The organism is Micromonospora sp. NPDC049047 (assembly GCF_040649135.1).
Lineage (GTDB): Bacteria > Actinomycetota > Actinomycetes > Mycobacteriales > Micromonosporaceae > Micromonospora.
Map to the genome: position 1 here is coordinate 21,703 of NZ_JBEZEY010000026.1, position 15,283 is coordinate 36,985.

The following is a 15,283-nucleotide window of genomic DNA, read 5'->3' on the forward strand; positions in this document are numbered from 1 at the left end:
AAGATAATGCCTGGTCGCGTGGCTACCTAGCGTGAAGACGTCAACGAACGGCCCTGACGTCGGCGTCGTATCTGCCGCCCCGTCCGGCCACAGACGGGAGAAACACATGCGTGCTCAGAACGAAGCCCGGAGGTTTGGCGCTCGTGCGTCGGTACTCCTGCTCGGTCTTGTCGCGACCGGGGCGGTAATCGCCCCGGCGAGCCAGGCGTCCGCCGCGGTCCCCGGCCTGGTGCGGGTCGTCGCGACGAGCGTCAGCAACTCGGCAGACTTCCACAGCGTCACGGCGACCTGCCCGGTCGGCAAGGTGCTCACCGGCACCGGGTACGAACTGAACGGCGTCACCGGGGAAGGTGTCGTCGACGACCTGCGCCCCAACGGCGGCCCGGTCACCGCCCCGACGGCAGTCACTGTCGGGGCCTACGAGACCGAGGCGTTCGCCGGGAACTGGTCCGTCACGGCATATGCGATCTGCGCCAACCCGGTGCCCGGCCTGGTGCGGGTCTCCAGTGTCGGGGTCAGCAACTCGGTCGACTACCACAGTGTCACGGCGACCTGCCCGGCCGGAAAGGTGCTGACCGGCACCGGGTACGAACTGAACGGCGTCACCGGTGAGGGGGTCGTCGACGACTTCCGCCCCAACGGTGGCGTCGCCACCGCACCGACAGCGGTCACCGTCGGCGCGTACGAGTCGGATGCCACCGCCCTGAACTGGTCAGCGACCGCGTACGCGATCTGCGCTAATCCGCTCGCCGGTCTGGTACGCGCCACCGCCACGGGGGCCAGCGACTCCCTCGACTTCCGCAGCACCACGGCGACCTGCCCGGCCGGGAAGGTGTTGACCGGTGCCGGCTACGAGCTCAACGGGGTGACCGGTGAGGGCGTCGTGGACGACTTCCGCCCCAACGGCGGCCCCGCTACCGCCCCGACATCCGTCGCCTCCGGCGCGTACGAGGAGGACGCCTTCGCCGGCAACTGGTCCGACACGGCGTACGCCATCTGCGCCACCCCGTAGAACCGATCAGCCGGTGCAGCCGCACTCCGAACGCACGAGAGTCGCTGCACCGGCTGAGTGGTCGGCTCAGGAGCCGCCTTGGCGCTGGATCCGCCCGTCGCCCGAGACCTTGGCCCGCCCCAGGTCGCGTTCGGTGCCGGCCGGGCCGGTCGCGGTGCGACGGTGCCGCTGGTCGGGCGAGTGCTCCACCGTTGAGCCCTGGCGGCCCCGAGCGCCGCTGCCCGGATGCCGCCGACCTCGCGCCGACTCGCCGCCATTGTCGTGTTTGTTCTGCTTGTGGCTACCCATGGATCGCGCGTACCCGGTCACTGTGCAGCTAGTCCTGAGCCCCGTCAGCTCCGATGCCGTCGGCGGGCGGCATGCCGACGCGTACCGGGCGGGGTCCGCGAGTCCACGGCAACTACTGACCGCCGTGCTGGTCTGGGCTTACGGACCCATCGGGTACGGCCCGTGGCGCGCCGCCAGGTCGCTGGGCGCCGACCCGGGCGGCAAACGCCTGGTGTACGCGTTGGAAGAGGTGTCTGCCCCAGCCCCGGACGAGGAGGCGTTGCGTACCGCGTACCGCCGCTTCGGCGATCCCGACCAGGCTCGCCTGCCCTGGTTGGGGCCGGGCCTGTTGACGAAGGTCCTCTCCTTCGTCGGCTACCGGCGCGGGGTGGGCGGGGTGCAGCCCTTGATCCTCGACCGTGTCGTGGCCAGCCAACTCCCGGCCGAGGCGGGCGTCGGTCGCCGCAACGGGTGGTCGTCGGAGCAGTGGCTGGCCTATCTCCGCTGGGCGGCCGAGCAGGCTCGGGCCAGGGGAGTGGAGCCGGACGCGGTGGAGATGGCGGTCGTGCCCGACCGGTGAGCTGGCTATCTGCCGGCGCGTAGGCGGGTGTCCAGCGCTTCGAGGTCGGGGACGAACCAGATCTGCCCGCCCTGGTTCGACTCGTGCACCAGCGCGCGTAGCGCGGAGCTGCCCGCGAGCTGCGCCGAGATGTCGCCGACGACGGCCAGCCGCACCCGGTAGTTGACGAACTTCTGCATCACGTCCCCGGCGAAGCGGGTGCCCAGCGAGAAGAAGCGCTCGTCGAGCCGGTTGGCCGGCACGGCCACCACCTGGGCGCCGAGGAACGCCGCGCCGATCAGGTCCAGCGCGTCCTGCTCGGTGGCCACCAGCGGCCCCGCCGGGTCGCAGACCAGCACCGGCACTCCGGCGCGTTCCTGGATCTCGTCAGACATCGCGAACCTCCCGGTCAAGCAGGCCATTGTCGGCGTTGAGGACGGCGTCGAGCAGGTGCAGCAGCTCGGCGGTGGCGGCGGGGTCACCCAAGATGATGATCTTCATGCGGTGGCGTTCCTCGTCGTGCACCGTCTGCACCCGCAGCGGGTGGGCCTGGTCGTGGCCGGTGTTGGCGCTGGTGAGCACGAGCGTGCCGAGCCGGTCGGCGGCGGCCCGGTCGACGCCGTCGATCTGCACGATGCTCGACACCTCCGCCGGCCCGCTGGCGCGGGTGGCGGCCGGGGCCTGCCCGGTGAGCGCGTCGAGATCACTGGCGGCGATCCGGTACTGCTTGCCGATCCGCACCGCCCGGAGCCGGCCCGAGCGGATGTAGCCGCGCACGGTGCGTACGTGCAGGTTGAGCCGGTCGGCCACCTGCTCAACAGAGTACATTTCTTCCGTCATCGTTCCCTATCATAGCCGAATAGGGAATCTTAGGTAACGATGGGACCGATTCGTTGGCGGCATCAGCTCCAAAGACCCCGAACGTCACATGGATCGGCGAGGCCCGCGACGGCGCGTACGGCTGATTAACCCGCTCGCGCTGTCGGACGGTTGCAGTACCGTCTGGAAACCATGGACGCGCGGCGCGGCGACGCCATCATCGGGCGAGATCACCCTGCGGGCCTGTTGCGCGCCGAGCTGGACCGCGCCACCACCAGCCACGGCGGTCTCGTCCTGGTCACGGGCGAGCCGGGCATCGGCAAGACGACACTCGTCACGTCGGCGGCCCGGGAGGCCCGGCAACGCGGCGCGCTGGTGCTGGGAGCCGCCTGCTGGGATTCCGACAGCGCCCCGGGCTACTGGCCGTGGGTGCAGGTGCTGCGCGGCCTGCGGCGCTCCGCCGACGACTGGGCGGCGGCACGGCCGGACGCCGAGCCGGCCCTGGCGGCCCTGCTCGGCGAGGCCGACACCAGCAGCGAACAGGCCGTTCGCGCCGCCAGTTGGGCAGGCGTCGGCACCGGTGCGGACAACGTCGGCACCGGTGGGTACAGCGCCAACCAGGAAGAGTTCGCGCTGTACGACGCGGTGACCGCCGCGCTTGTCGCCGTCTCCCAGCAGCGGCCGGTCGTGGTCGTCCTCGACGACCTGCACTGGGCAGACCCGGCCTCGCTGCGGTTGCTGAGCTTCGCTGCCCAGCACACCTGGTTCGAACGGTTGCTGCTGGTCGGCACCTACCGCGACGCGGAGGTCGAGTCGGGCGAGCACCCGCTGCGCCCCCTGCTGATGCCGCTGGTCGCGAAGGCCACCACGATCACCCTCACCGGCCTCGCCCGCGACGAGGTGGCCGCGCTGATGGCACGCACCGCCGGGCGGGAGCCCGACGCCGACCTCGTCGACGAGGTGCACCGGCGCACCGGTGGCAACCCGTTCTTCATCGAGCAGACCGCCAGGCTGTGGCACGCCGACGACGCGGCCGACACGATCGCACCCGGCGTACGGGAAGCGGTGCGCCGCCGCCTGGCCCAGTTGCCGCCGGCCGTGGTCGAGGCGCTCACCGTCGCGGCCGTGCTGGGCCGTGAGTTCCACCGCCAGGTCCTGGCGGCGTGCGGCGCCGCCCCGGTGGCGCAGGTCGACCGGCTGCTCGACCGTGCGGTGACCGCCAGGCTGGTGGTCGCCCGGGGCGGCGGCAGGTTCGCCTTCGCCCACGACCTGGTCCGGGAGACCATCTACGACGGGCTGTCCCACGACGAGCGGCAGGCGCGGCACGGCGCGGTCGTCCGGGCGGTCGACGACGACCTGGGGGAGCTCACCGATCAACTGATCCCGGCCGACCTCGCCCGCCACGCCTACCTCGCCGGCCCCGCGCTCGACCGCGCGCGGGTGGCCACGCTGCTGGTCGCCGCCGGGCGGGACGCGTTCGCCCGGCTGGCCGCCGACGAGGCGTCGGTGCACTTCCGTCGGGCGCTGGAGGTCGTCGAGGACCGGGAGCAACGCGTACGGATCCTCATCGAGTTCGGCCAGGCGCAATATCACCACGCCGACCGGGAGGAGTCCGCCGCACTGCTCGCCGAGGCCGGGGTGCTGGCTCGCACACTCGACGACCCGGTGCTGCTGGCCCGCGTCGCACTCATCATGAACCGCGCCCGTCAGGTGGAGGCCGTTCAGCCGATCGACGCCGCGGAATTGGTGCGCGACGCGTACCGGAAGTTGATCGGCGAACCGGACGCCGCCGCGTCCGTCGGCACGCTGGTCGCCGACCTGATCACCGCCACCGAGACGATCGCCCGGCGAGGGCAGGACGACGAGGCGCTGACGTTCAGTCTCTGGGCCCGCCACGACACCACCTGGGGGTTGGGCACCGCGACAGCCCGCGCCGCGCTGACCGCCGAGATCCGGGAAGTGGCCCGCCGCACGGGAGACCGGGAGACCGAACTGTGGGCCACCTCGCTGCGCTGGGTGGCGCTACTGGAGTTGGGCGACCCGCACTTCAACGAGGAGTTCACCACCTTCGTCAGCCCGGACCGGCACGGCGACGCCGCCCGGCACCGCATCGCGGCGACAATCGACAGCGGGATCATCGCGGCTTTCCGGGGTGACTTCGCCGAGGCCGACGAGCGGTTCGCCGTCCTCAGTGACTTCTCCGACCCGAGCCATGCAGAGTTCGGGTTCATGGGCCATCACCTGCGCTGGTCCCGGCTGCTGCTCCAGGGTCGGTTCGCCGAGGCCGACACTTTGCTGGACGCGCTGGCCCCGATCGACTACCCCCACCAGGAGTTGCTGCGGGCGATCACCGCCGCGGAGCGGGGCGACGGCGAGACGGCGGTCCGGCTGACCGCCGGCATCGAGGCCGCCGCCATCCGCTACCCGCGCCCGGTGTCACCGATCTGGCTACGGTTACGCGCGCAGGCCGCCGCCGCGTCCGCCGACCCGCAGCGCTGCGACGCCGCGCGGGCCGCACTCGCCCCGCACCGGGGAGAGTGGATGGTGGCGCTTTTCGGCTGCGACGTCAGCGGCCCGGTCGACCACTGGCTGGCAGTGATCGACGCCGCCCAGCACCGCTGGGACGACGCCATCGCCGGCTTCACGGCAGCCCACGAGTCCGCCGACCGGCTGGGCTCCCGTACCTGGTCGCTCATCGCCCGTGCCGGCCTCGTGCACGCCCTCGCCGGCCGGGACGAGCCGGGCGACGTCGCGACAATGGCAGCGCTGCGCGCCACCACCGTCCAACAGGCAACGACTCTCGGCATGACGCAGGTGCTGCACCGACTCGCCGAACCGGCCCTCATCGACGCGGCCGAGCGGACCGCCACCGCACGCCAGGCCGTCGCGCCGGGCCAGGCTTTCGCGCCGGCCGCAACCGCCGGGCCAGGACAGCTCACCGGGCCAGGCCAGGCTTTCGCGCCCGGTCAGGCCACGGCGGTCGCGCCGGCTGGCGAGGGGTACGGGTTTCGGCGCGACGGGCCGGTCTGGCAACTCGTGTACGCCGGTGTCGTGGTGCACCTGCCCGACGCCAAGGGCCTGCACGACCTGCACCTGCTGTTGAGTCGACCGGGCAGCGACGTACCCGCCGTGGAGTTGCTCGACCCGGCCGCCGGGCCGGAGTTGGTAGCGGCCCGGCAACTGGGTGCCGACCCGGTCCTCGACGACGAGGCGAAGGCCCGCTACCGGCGGCACCTGGCCCGCCTCGACGACGAGATCGACCGGGCCGCCGCGCGCGACGACGACCGGAAGGTGGCCGCGTTGGACGCCGAGCGGGGTGCGTTGCTCGACGAGTTGCGTGCGGCTGCGGGGCTGGCCGGTCGGAGCCGCCGGTTGGGTGACGAGGCCGAGCGGGCGCGCAAGGCGGTGACCGCGCGGATCCGCGACACGCTGCGCAAGCTCGACGAGCGGCACCCGGCCCTCGCCGGCCACCTGCGCGAGTCCGTCTCGACCGGCAGCACCTGCCGCTACCTGCCGCCCGAGCCGGTGCGCTGGCGGCTCTGAACCCATGGCCGGCGCGCCGGCCGGTCAGCGCCGGCCAGGGGTCCGGCTCATTGCTTGAGATCGGGGCTGGGGGTCCAGGACCCGGGCGAGCCAGTCGGTCTGAGTGCGTCGTGCCGCGGCTGACACGCGGACCTCGGGGAACAGCGCCGAGAATCCGTGGAAGCCGCCGGCCCACAGGTGCAACTCGGCCTGGCCGCCGGCGGCCCAGATCCGGGTCGCGTAGCTGACGTCCTCGTCGCGAAAGACCTCGGCGGTCCCGGCGTCGATGTACGTGGTGGGCAGACCGGACAGGTCGTCCGCCAGCGCGGGTGAGACGTACGCGGAGACGTTCTGGTCGGTGTGCCCGCCGAGGACGCTGCGCCACCCGAACTCGTTCATCTCCCGGGTCCACACGCCGTCCAGCCCGCTGTACTGACGGCTGGATGCCGTGTCGTTGCGGTGGTCGAGCATGGGGCACGACAGCAACTGCGCGGCGATGGCCGGGGTGTTGCGGTCGCGAGCCATCAGTGTGACCCCTGCCGCCAGCCCACCTCCGGCGCTGGCACCGGCCACGACGATGCGGGCCGGGTCGATGCCGAGATCCACGGCGTCGGGGCTGCTGGTCAGCGACGCGCCCGACGACCTTGGCGACGCGGTGATCCGACTGCTTCGGCTGCTGGACCGACCCCGGGACGTCACGGTGCTCGCGCCCCTGATCAAGCGGGAGATCCTGTGGCGGCTGCTCACCGGGGAGCAGGGTGCGGCCGTACGGCAGCTCGGTCTGGCCGACAGCAGCCTCAGTCACGTCGCCCGGGCGGTCCGGTGGATCCGCGACCACTACTCGCAGCCGTTCCGGGTGGAGGATCTGGCGCGGCTGACCGGGATGAGCGTGTCGGCGTTCTATCGCCACTTCCAGGCAGTGACCGCGATGAGCCCGATCCAGTTCCAGAAGCAGATCCGGTTGCAGGAGGCGCGGCTCCTGCTCGCCACACATCCCAACGACGTCACCGGGGTGGGCATGCGTGTCGGCTACGAGAGCCCGTCGCAGTTCAGCCGCGAATATCGTCGCCAGTTCGGCGCGCCACCCAGCCAGGACGCCACCCTCCTGCGGGGCACCATCCGAGCCGAGGTGCCGGCTGTCGTCTGACCGCCGGTGTCCACCCGAGCGTCCGGACGTCAGGCGACGGGGGCCACCACAGCCGTGGCGGCGCCCGTCGGTTGAATCAGGGTCAGCGGCGGTTGTACTTGTACATGGTCAGGGTGCCGAAGACGAGCACGAAGCCGGCGCTCCACAGCAGCAGCCACATGGTGGCCGTCGGGTCCGACTCGCCGCTCATCGAACCGCGGATCGCGGCCACCAGCTGCGTAACCGGGTTGACCTTCACGAAGGCCTGGAGCCAACCGGGCATGGTGCTCGGCTCGACGAAGACGTTGCTGAGGAACGTCAACGGGAACAGCACCATCATGCTGACCCCCATCACCGACTTCTCACTGCGCAGGATCAACCCGAAAAAGGTCCACACCCAGGAGAAGGCGAACGAGAAGACCACGAGCAGTCCGATCCCGGCGGCCACGCCGACGACCCCGCCGGCGGGGCGGAATCCGAGCACGAGCCCCAGGCCCAGGATCACCAGCGCGGCGAGGATGTAGCGCAGCACGTCGCCGAAGATCATGCCGACCAGGGCGGCCGGACGCCAGACGGGCAGCGTCCGGAACCGGTCGAAGATGCCCTTCTCGATGTCGGTGTTGAGGCCGACGCCGGTGTACATGGTGATCATCACGACGCTTGTCACCATGATGCCGGGCAGGAAGAACTGGAGGTAGTCGCGCGGACTGCCGGCAAGGGCACCACCGAACAGGTACGTGAACATCAGCACCATGATGATCGGGAACGCGGTCACGTCGAAGAGTTGCTCCGGCACGTGCTTGATCTTCAGCATGGCCCGCCAGCCGAAGGTCAGCGACGCACCCAGCGCGCTCGGTCGAGGCGGTCGGGCACCGGGCGCGAGCACCGTCGCCAGCGCCTCGGCGGACGGGACGAAGACGGCTGGCGCCCGTTCGGTGGTGGTAGTGGTGTCGCTCATCGGGCTGCCTCCAGCTCGTCGTCGCGTTCGTCGGTCGGCACGGCCGGGTGGTCGGTCAGGGCCAGGAAGACCTCGTCCAGGCTCGGCTGGCCGAGGGAGAAGTCGTCCACCACGATGCCGGCGCGGACCAACTCGCCGAGGGCGCGCGAGGCCTGGGCGCTGGCATCGAGGTCGGTGCCGGCCTCGCCGACCCGGGCGGTCAACGCCACCGGATCGGCGGCGAGCTGCACCGGCACGCCGAGCGCCGCGCGGAGCAGACGTTCCGCCTCGGGTCGCTGACCGGGGTCGCGCAGTCGCAGGTGGACGGTGCCGGACCCGACCGACGACTTCAGCTCACCCGGGGTGCCCTCGGCGATCACCCGGCCGTGGTCGACGACCGCGATCCGCCCGGCGAGCTGGTCGGCCTCGTCGAGGTACTGCGTCGTCAGCAGCACCGTCGTGCCGTGCGACACCACCGCCCGGACGATCTCCCACACCTGGTTGCGGCTGCGCGGGTCGAGGCCGGTCGTCGGCTCGTCGAGGAAGAGCAGGTCGGGGGTGTTGAGGATGCTGGCGGCGATGTCGATGCGCCGCCGCATCCCACCCGAGTACTTCTTCACCTGCCGGTCGCTCGCCTCGGTCAGCCCGAACGCGGCGAGCAGGGCCGCCGCGCGCTCCCGGGCGGCCGGCTTACGCAGGCCGAGCAGGCGGCCCAGGAGCACCAGGTTCTCCGTACCGGTCAGGTCCTCGTCGACGGAGGCGTACTGGCCGGTGAGGCTGACCCGGGAGCGGACCTTGTCGGCGTCGGTGACCACGTCGTGGCCGAAGACCCGGGCGGAACCGCCGTCGGGACGCAGCAACGTCGCCAGCACCCGGACCGCTGTGGTCTTGCCTGCCCCGTTCGGGCCGAGCAGCCCGTAGACAGTGCCGGCCGGCACCTGTAGGTCGATCCCGGCCAACGCCCGGGTGTCGCCGAACGAGCGGGTCAACCCGTCGGCCTCGATGGCCAGTCCGGTGGTGCGTCTACTCATGATCCTTACCTTCCGTCGGACGTGTTCAGGAGACGTACGGCCGAGCCGCCCGGCCGTCGCGCAGGGCCAGACCCCACCAGCGCAGCTGGTCGAGCAGGACACCCGCGTCGCGGCGCAGCTCGTCGGTGCACCGCGGGGGCGGCTCCCCGGCGAGCAGGTCGATCCCGACGACGTCGCGCACCGTCATCGCGTGCAGCGCGGTGAAGACGGTGCGCAACTGGTCGACGGCGTGCAGGCCGGTGGACCGACAGCCGTACGACACGAAGCCGACCGGTTTGGCCTGCCACTCGTCGTACGCGTAGTCGATAGCCTGTTTCAAGGGTGCCGGAAAACTGTGGTTGTACTCGGGGGTGACCACGACGAACGCGTCCGCCCGGCCCACCTCGCTGACGAACGCCCGGATGGACGCTGTCGGCTCGGCGGGATAGCTGGCCGGGAAGTCGTAGTCGGTCAGGTCAACGACCGTGACCGCCAGGTCGTCGTGTCGCGCGGCCTGGTCGACGAACCAACCGGCGACCCGGTCGCCGGCCCGCCCCTCCCGGGTGCTGCCGACGATCACGGCGATCCGCAACTGTGTCATCGCCACCCCCTTCCATTCTGAAGGCGCTAGGTGACGGCTGGTCGCCCGCTAGATCCGATCTAGCGGCGCGTTTCGGGGCGTGATGTCACACGGGTCGGCTTGACTGTGGCCGACGAACAGGGGGCGGGGAATGACGCAGGTACGTATCGAACCGTGGCACGAGGACGACCTCGACCTGCTGCGGCAGCTCAACTCACCCGAGACGCGTCAGCACACCGGCGGTCCGGAGACCGACGAGCAGGTGCTCGCCCGGCACGACCGCTACGTGCACTTCGCCGACAACGGTCAGGGCTGCATGTTCACTGTGGCGCTGCCGGACGGCACACGGGTGGGCAGCGTCGGCTACTGGGCCCGCGAGTGGCGCGAGCAGCCGGTGTACGAGCTGGGCTGGGCGGTGCTGCCCGCGTACCGGGGGCGGGGGTTGGCCACTGTCGCGGTGCGCGCGGCGCTCGACGTGGTCCGCGCCCGACGGGACCGGCGTTTCGCCCACGCCTACCCCTCGGTCGACAATCCCGCCTCGAACGCGGTGTGCCGCAAGGCAGGTTTCACGCTTCTCGGCGAGACGGGTTTCGAATACCCGCCGGGGCGGATGATGCGCGCCAACGACTGGCAGCTCGACCTGACCGCCCCACCGACCGGGAGCTGAAGGTCGACGGGACGGCCAGGCGGCAGGTCACCAGGGCAGCACGCCGTATCCGCCGCCGGCGTCCATCTGAAAGCCCCAGAGCAGCCCGCTGGGCCCGTCGGCGGGCAACGTCGCCAGGTGCACGCTCACCTCGGCACCCTGCTCGGCGGTGCGGAAACCGCTGTTGCCGTTCAGGTCGGTCGCGCAGTAGCCCGGGTTCGCCGCGTTCACCTTGATCGGGGTGTCCCGCAACTCCTTGGCGTACATGGCGGTGAGCATGTTCAACGCCGCCTTCGACGACGGATACGGCACCGAGGTCAGCTCGAACAGCGCGCCGTCCGGGTCGGTCATCGCGGTGATCGAGCCGACCTCGCTGGAGACGTTGACGATCCGTGCCGCCGGTGCCCGCCGGAGCAGCGGCAGCAAAGCGTTTGTCACCGTCACCACCCCGAAGACGTTTGTCTCGTACAGCCGACGCAGTGTCGCCACTGTCGTCTCGCTGGGCAGCCCTCGCGCTCCGTCGGCGAGGACGATGCCCGCGTTGTTGACAAGGACGTCGAGGTGGCCGTGTTCCTCCTCCACCAACTTCGCGACTGCCGTCACCGAAGCGGCGTCGGTCACGTCGAGTGGTACGAACCGAGCGTCCGCGCCGCCGTCGCGCAGCTCCCGCTCCGCTGCGCGGCCCCGGTCGGCGTCCCGCGCGCCGACCAGCACTGTCATCCCGAGACCGCCGAGCCGACGGGCGGTGGCCAGGCCGATTCCCTTGTTGGCCCCGGTGATCAGGGCGATCATGTTCGTCATGCCGTCGAGCCTGGACCGGCAGGCGGCCTGCCGGGAGAGACGGGCCGAGGCTGGGACCGGCGGTACCACCCTCGCCGGCGTCGGGCGGGGCATGCTGGACGGCATGACGAGCAGCCTGCGCCGTGACGAACTGGCGGCGTTCCTGCGCACCCGTCGGGCCCGGCTGCGTCCCGCCGAGGTCGGGCTCCCGGAGGGTGAGCGCCGACGCACCCCTGGGCTACGCCGACAGGAAGTGGCCCAGCTCGCCGGGATGTCGATCGACTACTACATCCGGCTGGAGCAGGGCCGAGGGCCGCATCCGTCCCGGCAGGTGCTCGCCTCGATGGCCCGGGCGCTGCTGCTGAGCCGCGACGAGCGCGAGTACCTGTTCCGGCTCGCCGGGGAGAACCCTCCGCCGACCCGTGGGCCGAGCCGGGAGGTGCCGTCGGGCCTGCGGCACCTGCTCGACGCGATGACCGAGACCCCGGCGTACCTCGTCGACGCCGCGTACCACGTGCTGGCCTGGAACCGGCTGGCCACGTACTTCGTCGGGGATCTCTCGACAGTGCCCGACGCGGACCGGAACATGATCCGCTGGACGTTCCGGCAGCCGGCGACCAGCGGCCGTTGGGACGACGCCGAAACACTCCGGTTCGTCCGCGGCACCATCGCGGACCTACGGGCCGCCTACGGCCGCTACCCGGCCGACCCGGCGATCCGTGAGCTGGTCACCGAGCTGCTCGGCACGTCATCCCGGTTCGCCCAGCTCTGGGCCGAGCACGACGTGGCCGAGCGTCGTCCCATCGTGAAGCGGGTGCCGCACCCCGAGCTGGGGCCGTTGGAGTTCGAGTGCCGGGTGCTGCACGTGCAGGAGACCGACCAGCGGATGATCGTCTACGTCCCCGAGCCCGGCTCGACGACCCAGGCGGCGTTCCGCCGGATCGCCGAGCGCGTCGGCCCCTGACCGCACGCAGCAGCGCCGTACCGCGTGGTGACTCCGCGGTACGGCGCTCCTGCGGGACATGACCCGCCGGACGGCGGGCCCGGGTCAGTTGGGCAGGTAGGCGAAGGTGTCCGGGTTCGGGCCCTGCCGGCCGGCCTCGCCCTTGTCCAGCGCGGTGATCCGCTCCATCGCCGTGTCGTCCAGCTCGAAGTCGAAGATCCGGGTGTTCTCCTCGATCCGCTTCGGCGTTGTCGACTTCGGGAAGATGATGTCGCCACGCTGCACGTGCCAGCGGAGCACCACCTGCGCCGGGGTCCGGCCGACCTGCTCGGCGAGGTCGACGACAGTCGGGTCGTCGAGCACCTTGCCCTGCGCGATCGGCGACCACGCCTCGGTGAGGATGTTGTGCTCCCGGCCGTAGGCGCGGACCTCGTCGTTGCAGAAGTACGGGTGCGCCTCGATCTGGTTCACCGCCGGCACCACGCTCGCCTCGGCGGCCAGCCGCTCCAGGTGCGCCACCTGGAAGTTCGACACGCCGATCGACCGGGCCCGGCCGTCGCGCTGGAACTCCTCGAGCACCTTCCAGGTCGAGACGTAGTCGCCGTCGTACAGGGTCGGCAACGGCCAGTGGATCAGGAACAGGTCGATGTAGTCCATCTTCAGCGCCGCGAGCGTCGAGTCGAACGCCCGGCGGGCGTCGTCGGGGCGGTGGAAGCCGTTGTTCAGCTTGCTCGTCACGTAGACCGAACCCCGGTCGAGGCCGGATGCGCGGACCGCCTCGCCGACCTCCGCCTCGTTGCCGTACATCTCGGCGGTGTCGATGTGCCGGTAGCCCGTCTCCAGGGCCGTCGTCACCGCCGCGACGGTGTCCTTCGGCTCGATCTGGAACACCCCGAAGCCGAGCTGCGGAATGGTGGTGCCGTCGTTCAGGCTGATGTCGGGAATAGTGTTCGCCACTACTACGGCTCCTTCGCGTCATCGTCGTTGCCTGTCATCCATACCCGGGCGGCCAGCCGGAAACCCGCACAACGCGGGGTGACGAGCGCAACGTCCGGGCGGTTCACCCGGTCGTGTCGAAGAGCACCGGCCAGGGCCGGGCCGCCGGCACCGGCGCGGGCGCGGGGGCGACGGGCTCGGCACCGGCCAACACCTCGGCGGCGAGCTGCCCGAACATCGGGGCCGCCGGGTGCGCCGAGCGGTCCGGCCAGGCCGCCGAGATGCGCCTGACCAGCGACACGCCGTCGATCGGACGCCAGGCGATCCGGGGTTCCCGACGCGCCACCGTGGCCGGTTCCACGGCCACCGCGCCGCCGGCGAGCACCAGCCCGAAGAGGAACTCCGGGTTGCGCGCCGGCCGGACCCGAGGTGGTCGCCAACCGTGGCGCCGGCACACCGCCAGCAGGTGGTCGTGCCAACCGGGCGCGGTCGCCCGGGGCGCGGCCACCAGATCCAGCTCGGCAAGCGACGCGAGCGCCACCGTACGACCGCGGGCCAGCGGCGCGGCGCGCGGCAGCAACACCCCGAGGGGTACGTCCACCGGGACACCGAAACGCAGCCCGTCCGCCGGCACCGGGTGATGCACCAGCCCCACGTCGAGCGTCCGCTCGGCGAGCATCCGCACCTGCTCGGCGGTGGTCAGCTCGTGCAGCTCCACGTCCAGGCCGGGCGCCCGGGTGGTGAGCCCGTCCAGCAGTGCGCGCAGCGTCACCGCGGGCGTCTCCGGTGGCACCCCGGCCCGGAGTACGCCCAGCTCACCCGCGCGTACCTGGCCCATCAGGTGCCGGACCCGATCCGCACCGGCGAGCAACTCCTCGGCCTCGCCGAGCAGCAGCTCACCGGCGGTGGTCAGGCGTACCTGGCGGCGGGACCTGTCGAACAGTTCGACGGTCAGCTCCCGTTCCAGCCGCTGGATCGACTGGCTCAGCGGCGGCTGGGCCATCCCCAGCAGCTCGGCGGCCCGCCCGAAGTGCAGCTCGTGCGCGACCACCACGAAGTGCCGCAGGTGTCGGAGCAGATCCACGGCCGGGACCCTACGCCAGCGCGGCCCCGGTGCCGCTGGCTACCGTGCTGGCGTGGACGTCAGCGAGCGCATCGAGGCCATCTTCGCCGCCGTGGGGGTGACGGCCAGCCTGCACGCCGTCGACCTGGACGCCGTGGATGTGACAGTCGACGTAGGCGCTCCGGAGGTCGGGGTGCGGGCCGACGAGCAGGTGGTGATCGCCTCGATCTTCAAGATTCTGTTGGTGCTGGAGTTCGCCCGGCAGGTCGAGGCCGGCCAACTGGACCCCACCGAACGGGTACTTGTCACAGCGGCCGACCGACTGGGCGGGTGGGGCCTGGCCGGCTGCGCCGACGACGCCGAGGTGTCGCTGCGCGACCTCGCGTACTTCGCCATGTCGGTCACCGACAACACCGCCGCCGACCTGCTGCTGCGCCGGGTCGGCCCGGACCTGCTGCCAATGCTCGCCGTCGAACTGGGGCTGACCCGTACCCGGGTCCTCGGCGGTCCCCGGGAACTTGTCGAGATGATGCTCACCGACGTGGGCGCGCGGACCGAGGCGGAGTTCGCGCGGATCTTCCCCACCCTGTCGGCGGACCGGGTCCGGGCGATGCGGGTCTTCGATCCCGCGCACACCACCTCCAGCACGGCCCGGGAGATCACCCGGCTGCTCACCCTGATCTGGCGGGACGAGGCCGGGCCGGCGGCGGCGTGCGCGATGGTCCGCACCTGGATGGCCCGGCAGATCTTCTGGACCCGACTGGCCGCCGGGTTCCCGCCCGGTGTCCGGGTCGCCGGCAAGACCGGCACCCTGCCGGGCCTGCACCTGGAGGCCGGCGTCGCCGAATACCCCGACGGCGGCCGCTACGCGATCGCCGTCTTCGCCCGAGCCGACCGACTGGCCGCGCGCCGGATCGACGTGGACCTGGCGATGGGGGAGGCCGCCCGGACGGCCGTCGAGGCACTACGCGGCGAGTGACTTTCGCGGCCGTCGCCGCCTCGATTCACAGTCGGTGAGCTGGCCCGATATCCGTTGGCGTATCGGAGTCGTCCGTCTTCGATCTTGGACCGGAGCGCGGTGGC

General features: G+C 71.7%; 17 protein-coding genes. 7 read left to right on the forward strand and 10 right to left on the reverse strand.

The genetic code is table 11. The features are described from left to right. The first annotated feature begins 106 nt into the window (after positions 1-106). Positions 107-1,012, forward strand: a complete 906-nt coding sequence (locus AB0B86_RS28830; protein ID WP_357420198.1) for a hypothetical protein — start codon at positions 107-109, stop codon at positions 1,010-1,012. Between the two features lie 66 nt (positions 1,013-1,078). On the opposite strand, the gene AB0B86_RS28835 is transcribed toward AB0B86_RS28830, so the two are convergent. Beyond that, positions 1,079-1,300: a hypothetical protein gene (locus tag AB0B86_RS28835; protein WP_357420199.1), complete on the reverse strand. Its 222-nt coding sequence runs from the start codon at positions 1,298-1,300 to the stop codon at positions 1,079-1,081. Between the two features lie 22 nt (positions 1,301-1,322). Between AB0B86_RS28835 and AB0B86_RS28840 the strand changes: the two genes are divergently transcribed. Beyond that, positions 1,323-1,859: a hypothetical protein gene (locus tag AB0B86_RS28840; protein WP_357420200.1), complete on the forward strand. Its 537-nt coding sequence runs from the start codon at positions 1,323-1,325 to the stop codon at positions 1,857-1,859. 5 nt (positions 1,860-1,864) lie between these two features. On the opposite strand, the gene AB0B86_RS28845 is transcribed toward AB0B86_RS28840, so the two are convergent. Next, complete coding sequence (locus AB0B86_RS28845) at positions 1,865-2,233, reverse strand: DUF4180 domain-containing protein (RefSeq protein ID WP_357405084.1); 369 nt, start codon at positions 2,231-2,233, stop codon at positions 1,865-1,867. Next, entirely contained in the window at positions 2,226-2,678 is a 453-nt protein-coding gene (locus AB0B86_RS28850) for a helix-turn-helix domain-containing protein (RefSeq protein WP_357420201.1), read from the reverse strand. The genes AB0B86_RS28845 and AB0B86_RS28850 overlap by 8 nt, the downstream gene beginning before the upstream one ends. Before the next feature lie 171 nt (positions 2,679-2,849). Here AB0B86_RS28850 and AB0B86_RS28855 point away from each other — a divergent pair, with 171 nt between their 5' ends. After that, positions 2,850-6,200 carry an AAA family ATPase gene (locus tag AB0B86_RS28855; protein WP_357420202.1) on the forward strand — a complete coding sequence of 1,117 codons (3,351 nt, stop codon included), beginning with the start codon at positions 2,850-2,852 and terminating at the stop codon, positions 6,198-6,200. Between the two features lie 24 nt (positions 6,201-6,224). Here AB0B86_RS28855 and AB0B86_RS28860 read toward each other — a convergent pair whose 3' ends face one another. Further along, positions 6,225-6,785 (reverse strand): alpha/beta hydrolase fold domain-containing protein, encoded by a 561-nt coding sequence (locus tag AB0B86_RS28860; RefSeq protein ID WP_357420203.1) that lies wholly within the window; start codon positions 6,783-6,785, stop codon positions 6,225-6,227. Between AB0B86_RS28860 and AB0B86_RS28865 the strand changes: the two genes are divergently transcribed. Continuing rightward, on the forward strand, positions 6,772-7,326 hold the full coding sequence (locus AB0B86_RS28865; protein WP_357420204.1) for a helix-turn-helix domain-containing protein: 555 nt from the start codon (positions 6,772-6,774) through the stop codon (positions 7,324-7,326). The genes AB0B86_RS28860 and AB0B86_RS28865 overlap by 14 nt on opposite strands. Before the next feature lie 82 nt (positions 7,327-7,408). Here the strand turns inward: AB0B86_RS28865 and AB0B86_RS28870 are convergent, their stop codons facing one another. From AB0B86_RS28870 to AB0B86_RS28880, 3 genes are read right to left on the reverse strand one after another with little or no spacing between them, the layout of a single operon-like run. Beyond that, the gene (locus tag AB0B86_RS28870) at positions 7,409-8,263 is read right to left on the reverse strand and encodes an ABC transporter permease (protein ID WP_357420205.1); all 855 of its coding nucleotides are present in this window, start codon (positions 8,261-8,263) and stop codon (positions 7,409-7,411) included. Next, entirely contained in the window at positions 8,260-9,273 is a 1,014-nt protein-coding gene (locus AB0B86_RS28875; protein ID WP_357405076.1) for an ATP-binding cassette domain-containing protein, read from the reverse strand. The genes AB0B86_RS28870 and AB0B86_RS28875 overlap by 4 nt, the downstream gene beginning before the upstream one ends. Positions 9,274-9,298: 25 nt before the next feature. After that, positions 9,299-9,853: an NAD(P)H-dependent oxidoreductase gene (locus AB0B86_RS28880; RefSeq protein WP_357405074.1), complete on the reverse strand. Its 555-nt coding sequence runs from the start codon at positions 9,851-9,853 to the stop codon at positions 9,299-9,301. A 130-nt stretch (positions 9,854-9,983) separates the two neighbouring features. On the opposite strand from AB0B86_RS28880, the gene AB0B86_RS28885 reads away from it, so the two are divergent. Then, positions 9,984-10,499, forward strand: a complete 516-nt coding sequence (locus AB0B86_RS28885; RefSeq protein WP_357405072.1) for a GNAT family N-acetyltransferase — start codon at positions 9,984-9,986, stop codon at positions 10,497-10,499. Between the two features lie 27 nt (positions 10,500-10,526). Here AB0B86_RS28885 and AB0B86_RS28890 read toward each other — a convergent pair whose 3' ends face one another. Then, positions 10,527-11,279: an SDR family oxidoreductase gene (locus tag AB0B86_RS28890; RefSeq protein ID WP_357405070.1), complete on the reverse strand. Its 753-nt coding sequence runs from the start codon at positions 11,277-11,279 to the stop codon at positions 10,527-10,529. Here AB0B86_RS28890 and AB0B86_RS28895 point away from each other — a divergent pair. Next, positions 11,278-12,222 (forward strand): helix-turn-helix transcriptional regulator, encoded by a 945-nt coding sequence (locus AB0B86_RS28895; protein ID WP_357405068.1) that lies wholly within the window; start codon positions 11,278-11,280, stop codon positions 12,220-12,222. The two genes, AB0B86_RS28890 and AB0B86_RS28895, sit on opposite strands and share 2 nt — an antisense overlap. Positions 12,223-12,306: 84 nt before the next feature. Here AB0B86_RS28895 and AB0B86_RS28900 read toward each other — a convergent pair whose 3' ends face one another. Together AB0B86_RS28900 and AB0B86_RS28905 are read right to left on the reverse strand one after the other, a co-directional pair. Next, a complete protein-coding gene (locus AB0B86_RS28900) occupies positions 12,307-13,158 on the reverse strand; it encodes an aldo/keto reductase (protein ID WP_357405066.1) in 852 nt (283 codons plus the stop codon). A gap of 103 nt (positions 13,159-13,261) precedes the next feature. Next, entirely contained in the window at positions 13,262-14,221 is a 960-nt protein-coding gene (locus AB0B86_RS28905; protein ID WP_357420206.1) for a LysR family transcriptional regulator, read from the reverse strand. Positions 14,222-14,273: 52 nt separating this feature from the next. Here AB0B86_RS28905 and AB0B86_RS28910 point away from each other — a divergent pair, with 52 nt between their 5' ends. Next, positions 14,274-15,179, forward strand: coding sequence for a serine hydrolase (locus AB0B86_RS28910; protein ID WP_357405062.1), 906 nt, complete (start codon positions 14,274-14,276; stop codon positions 15,177-15,179). Positions 15,180-15,283 lie beyond the last annotated feature (104 nt).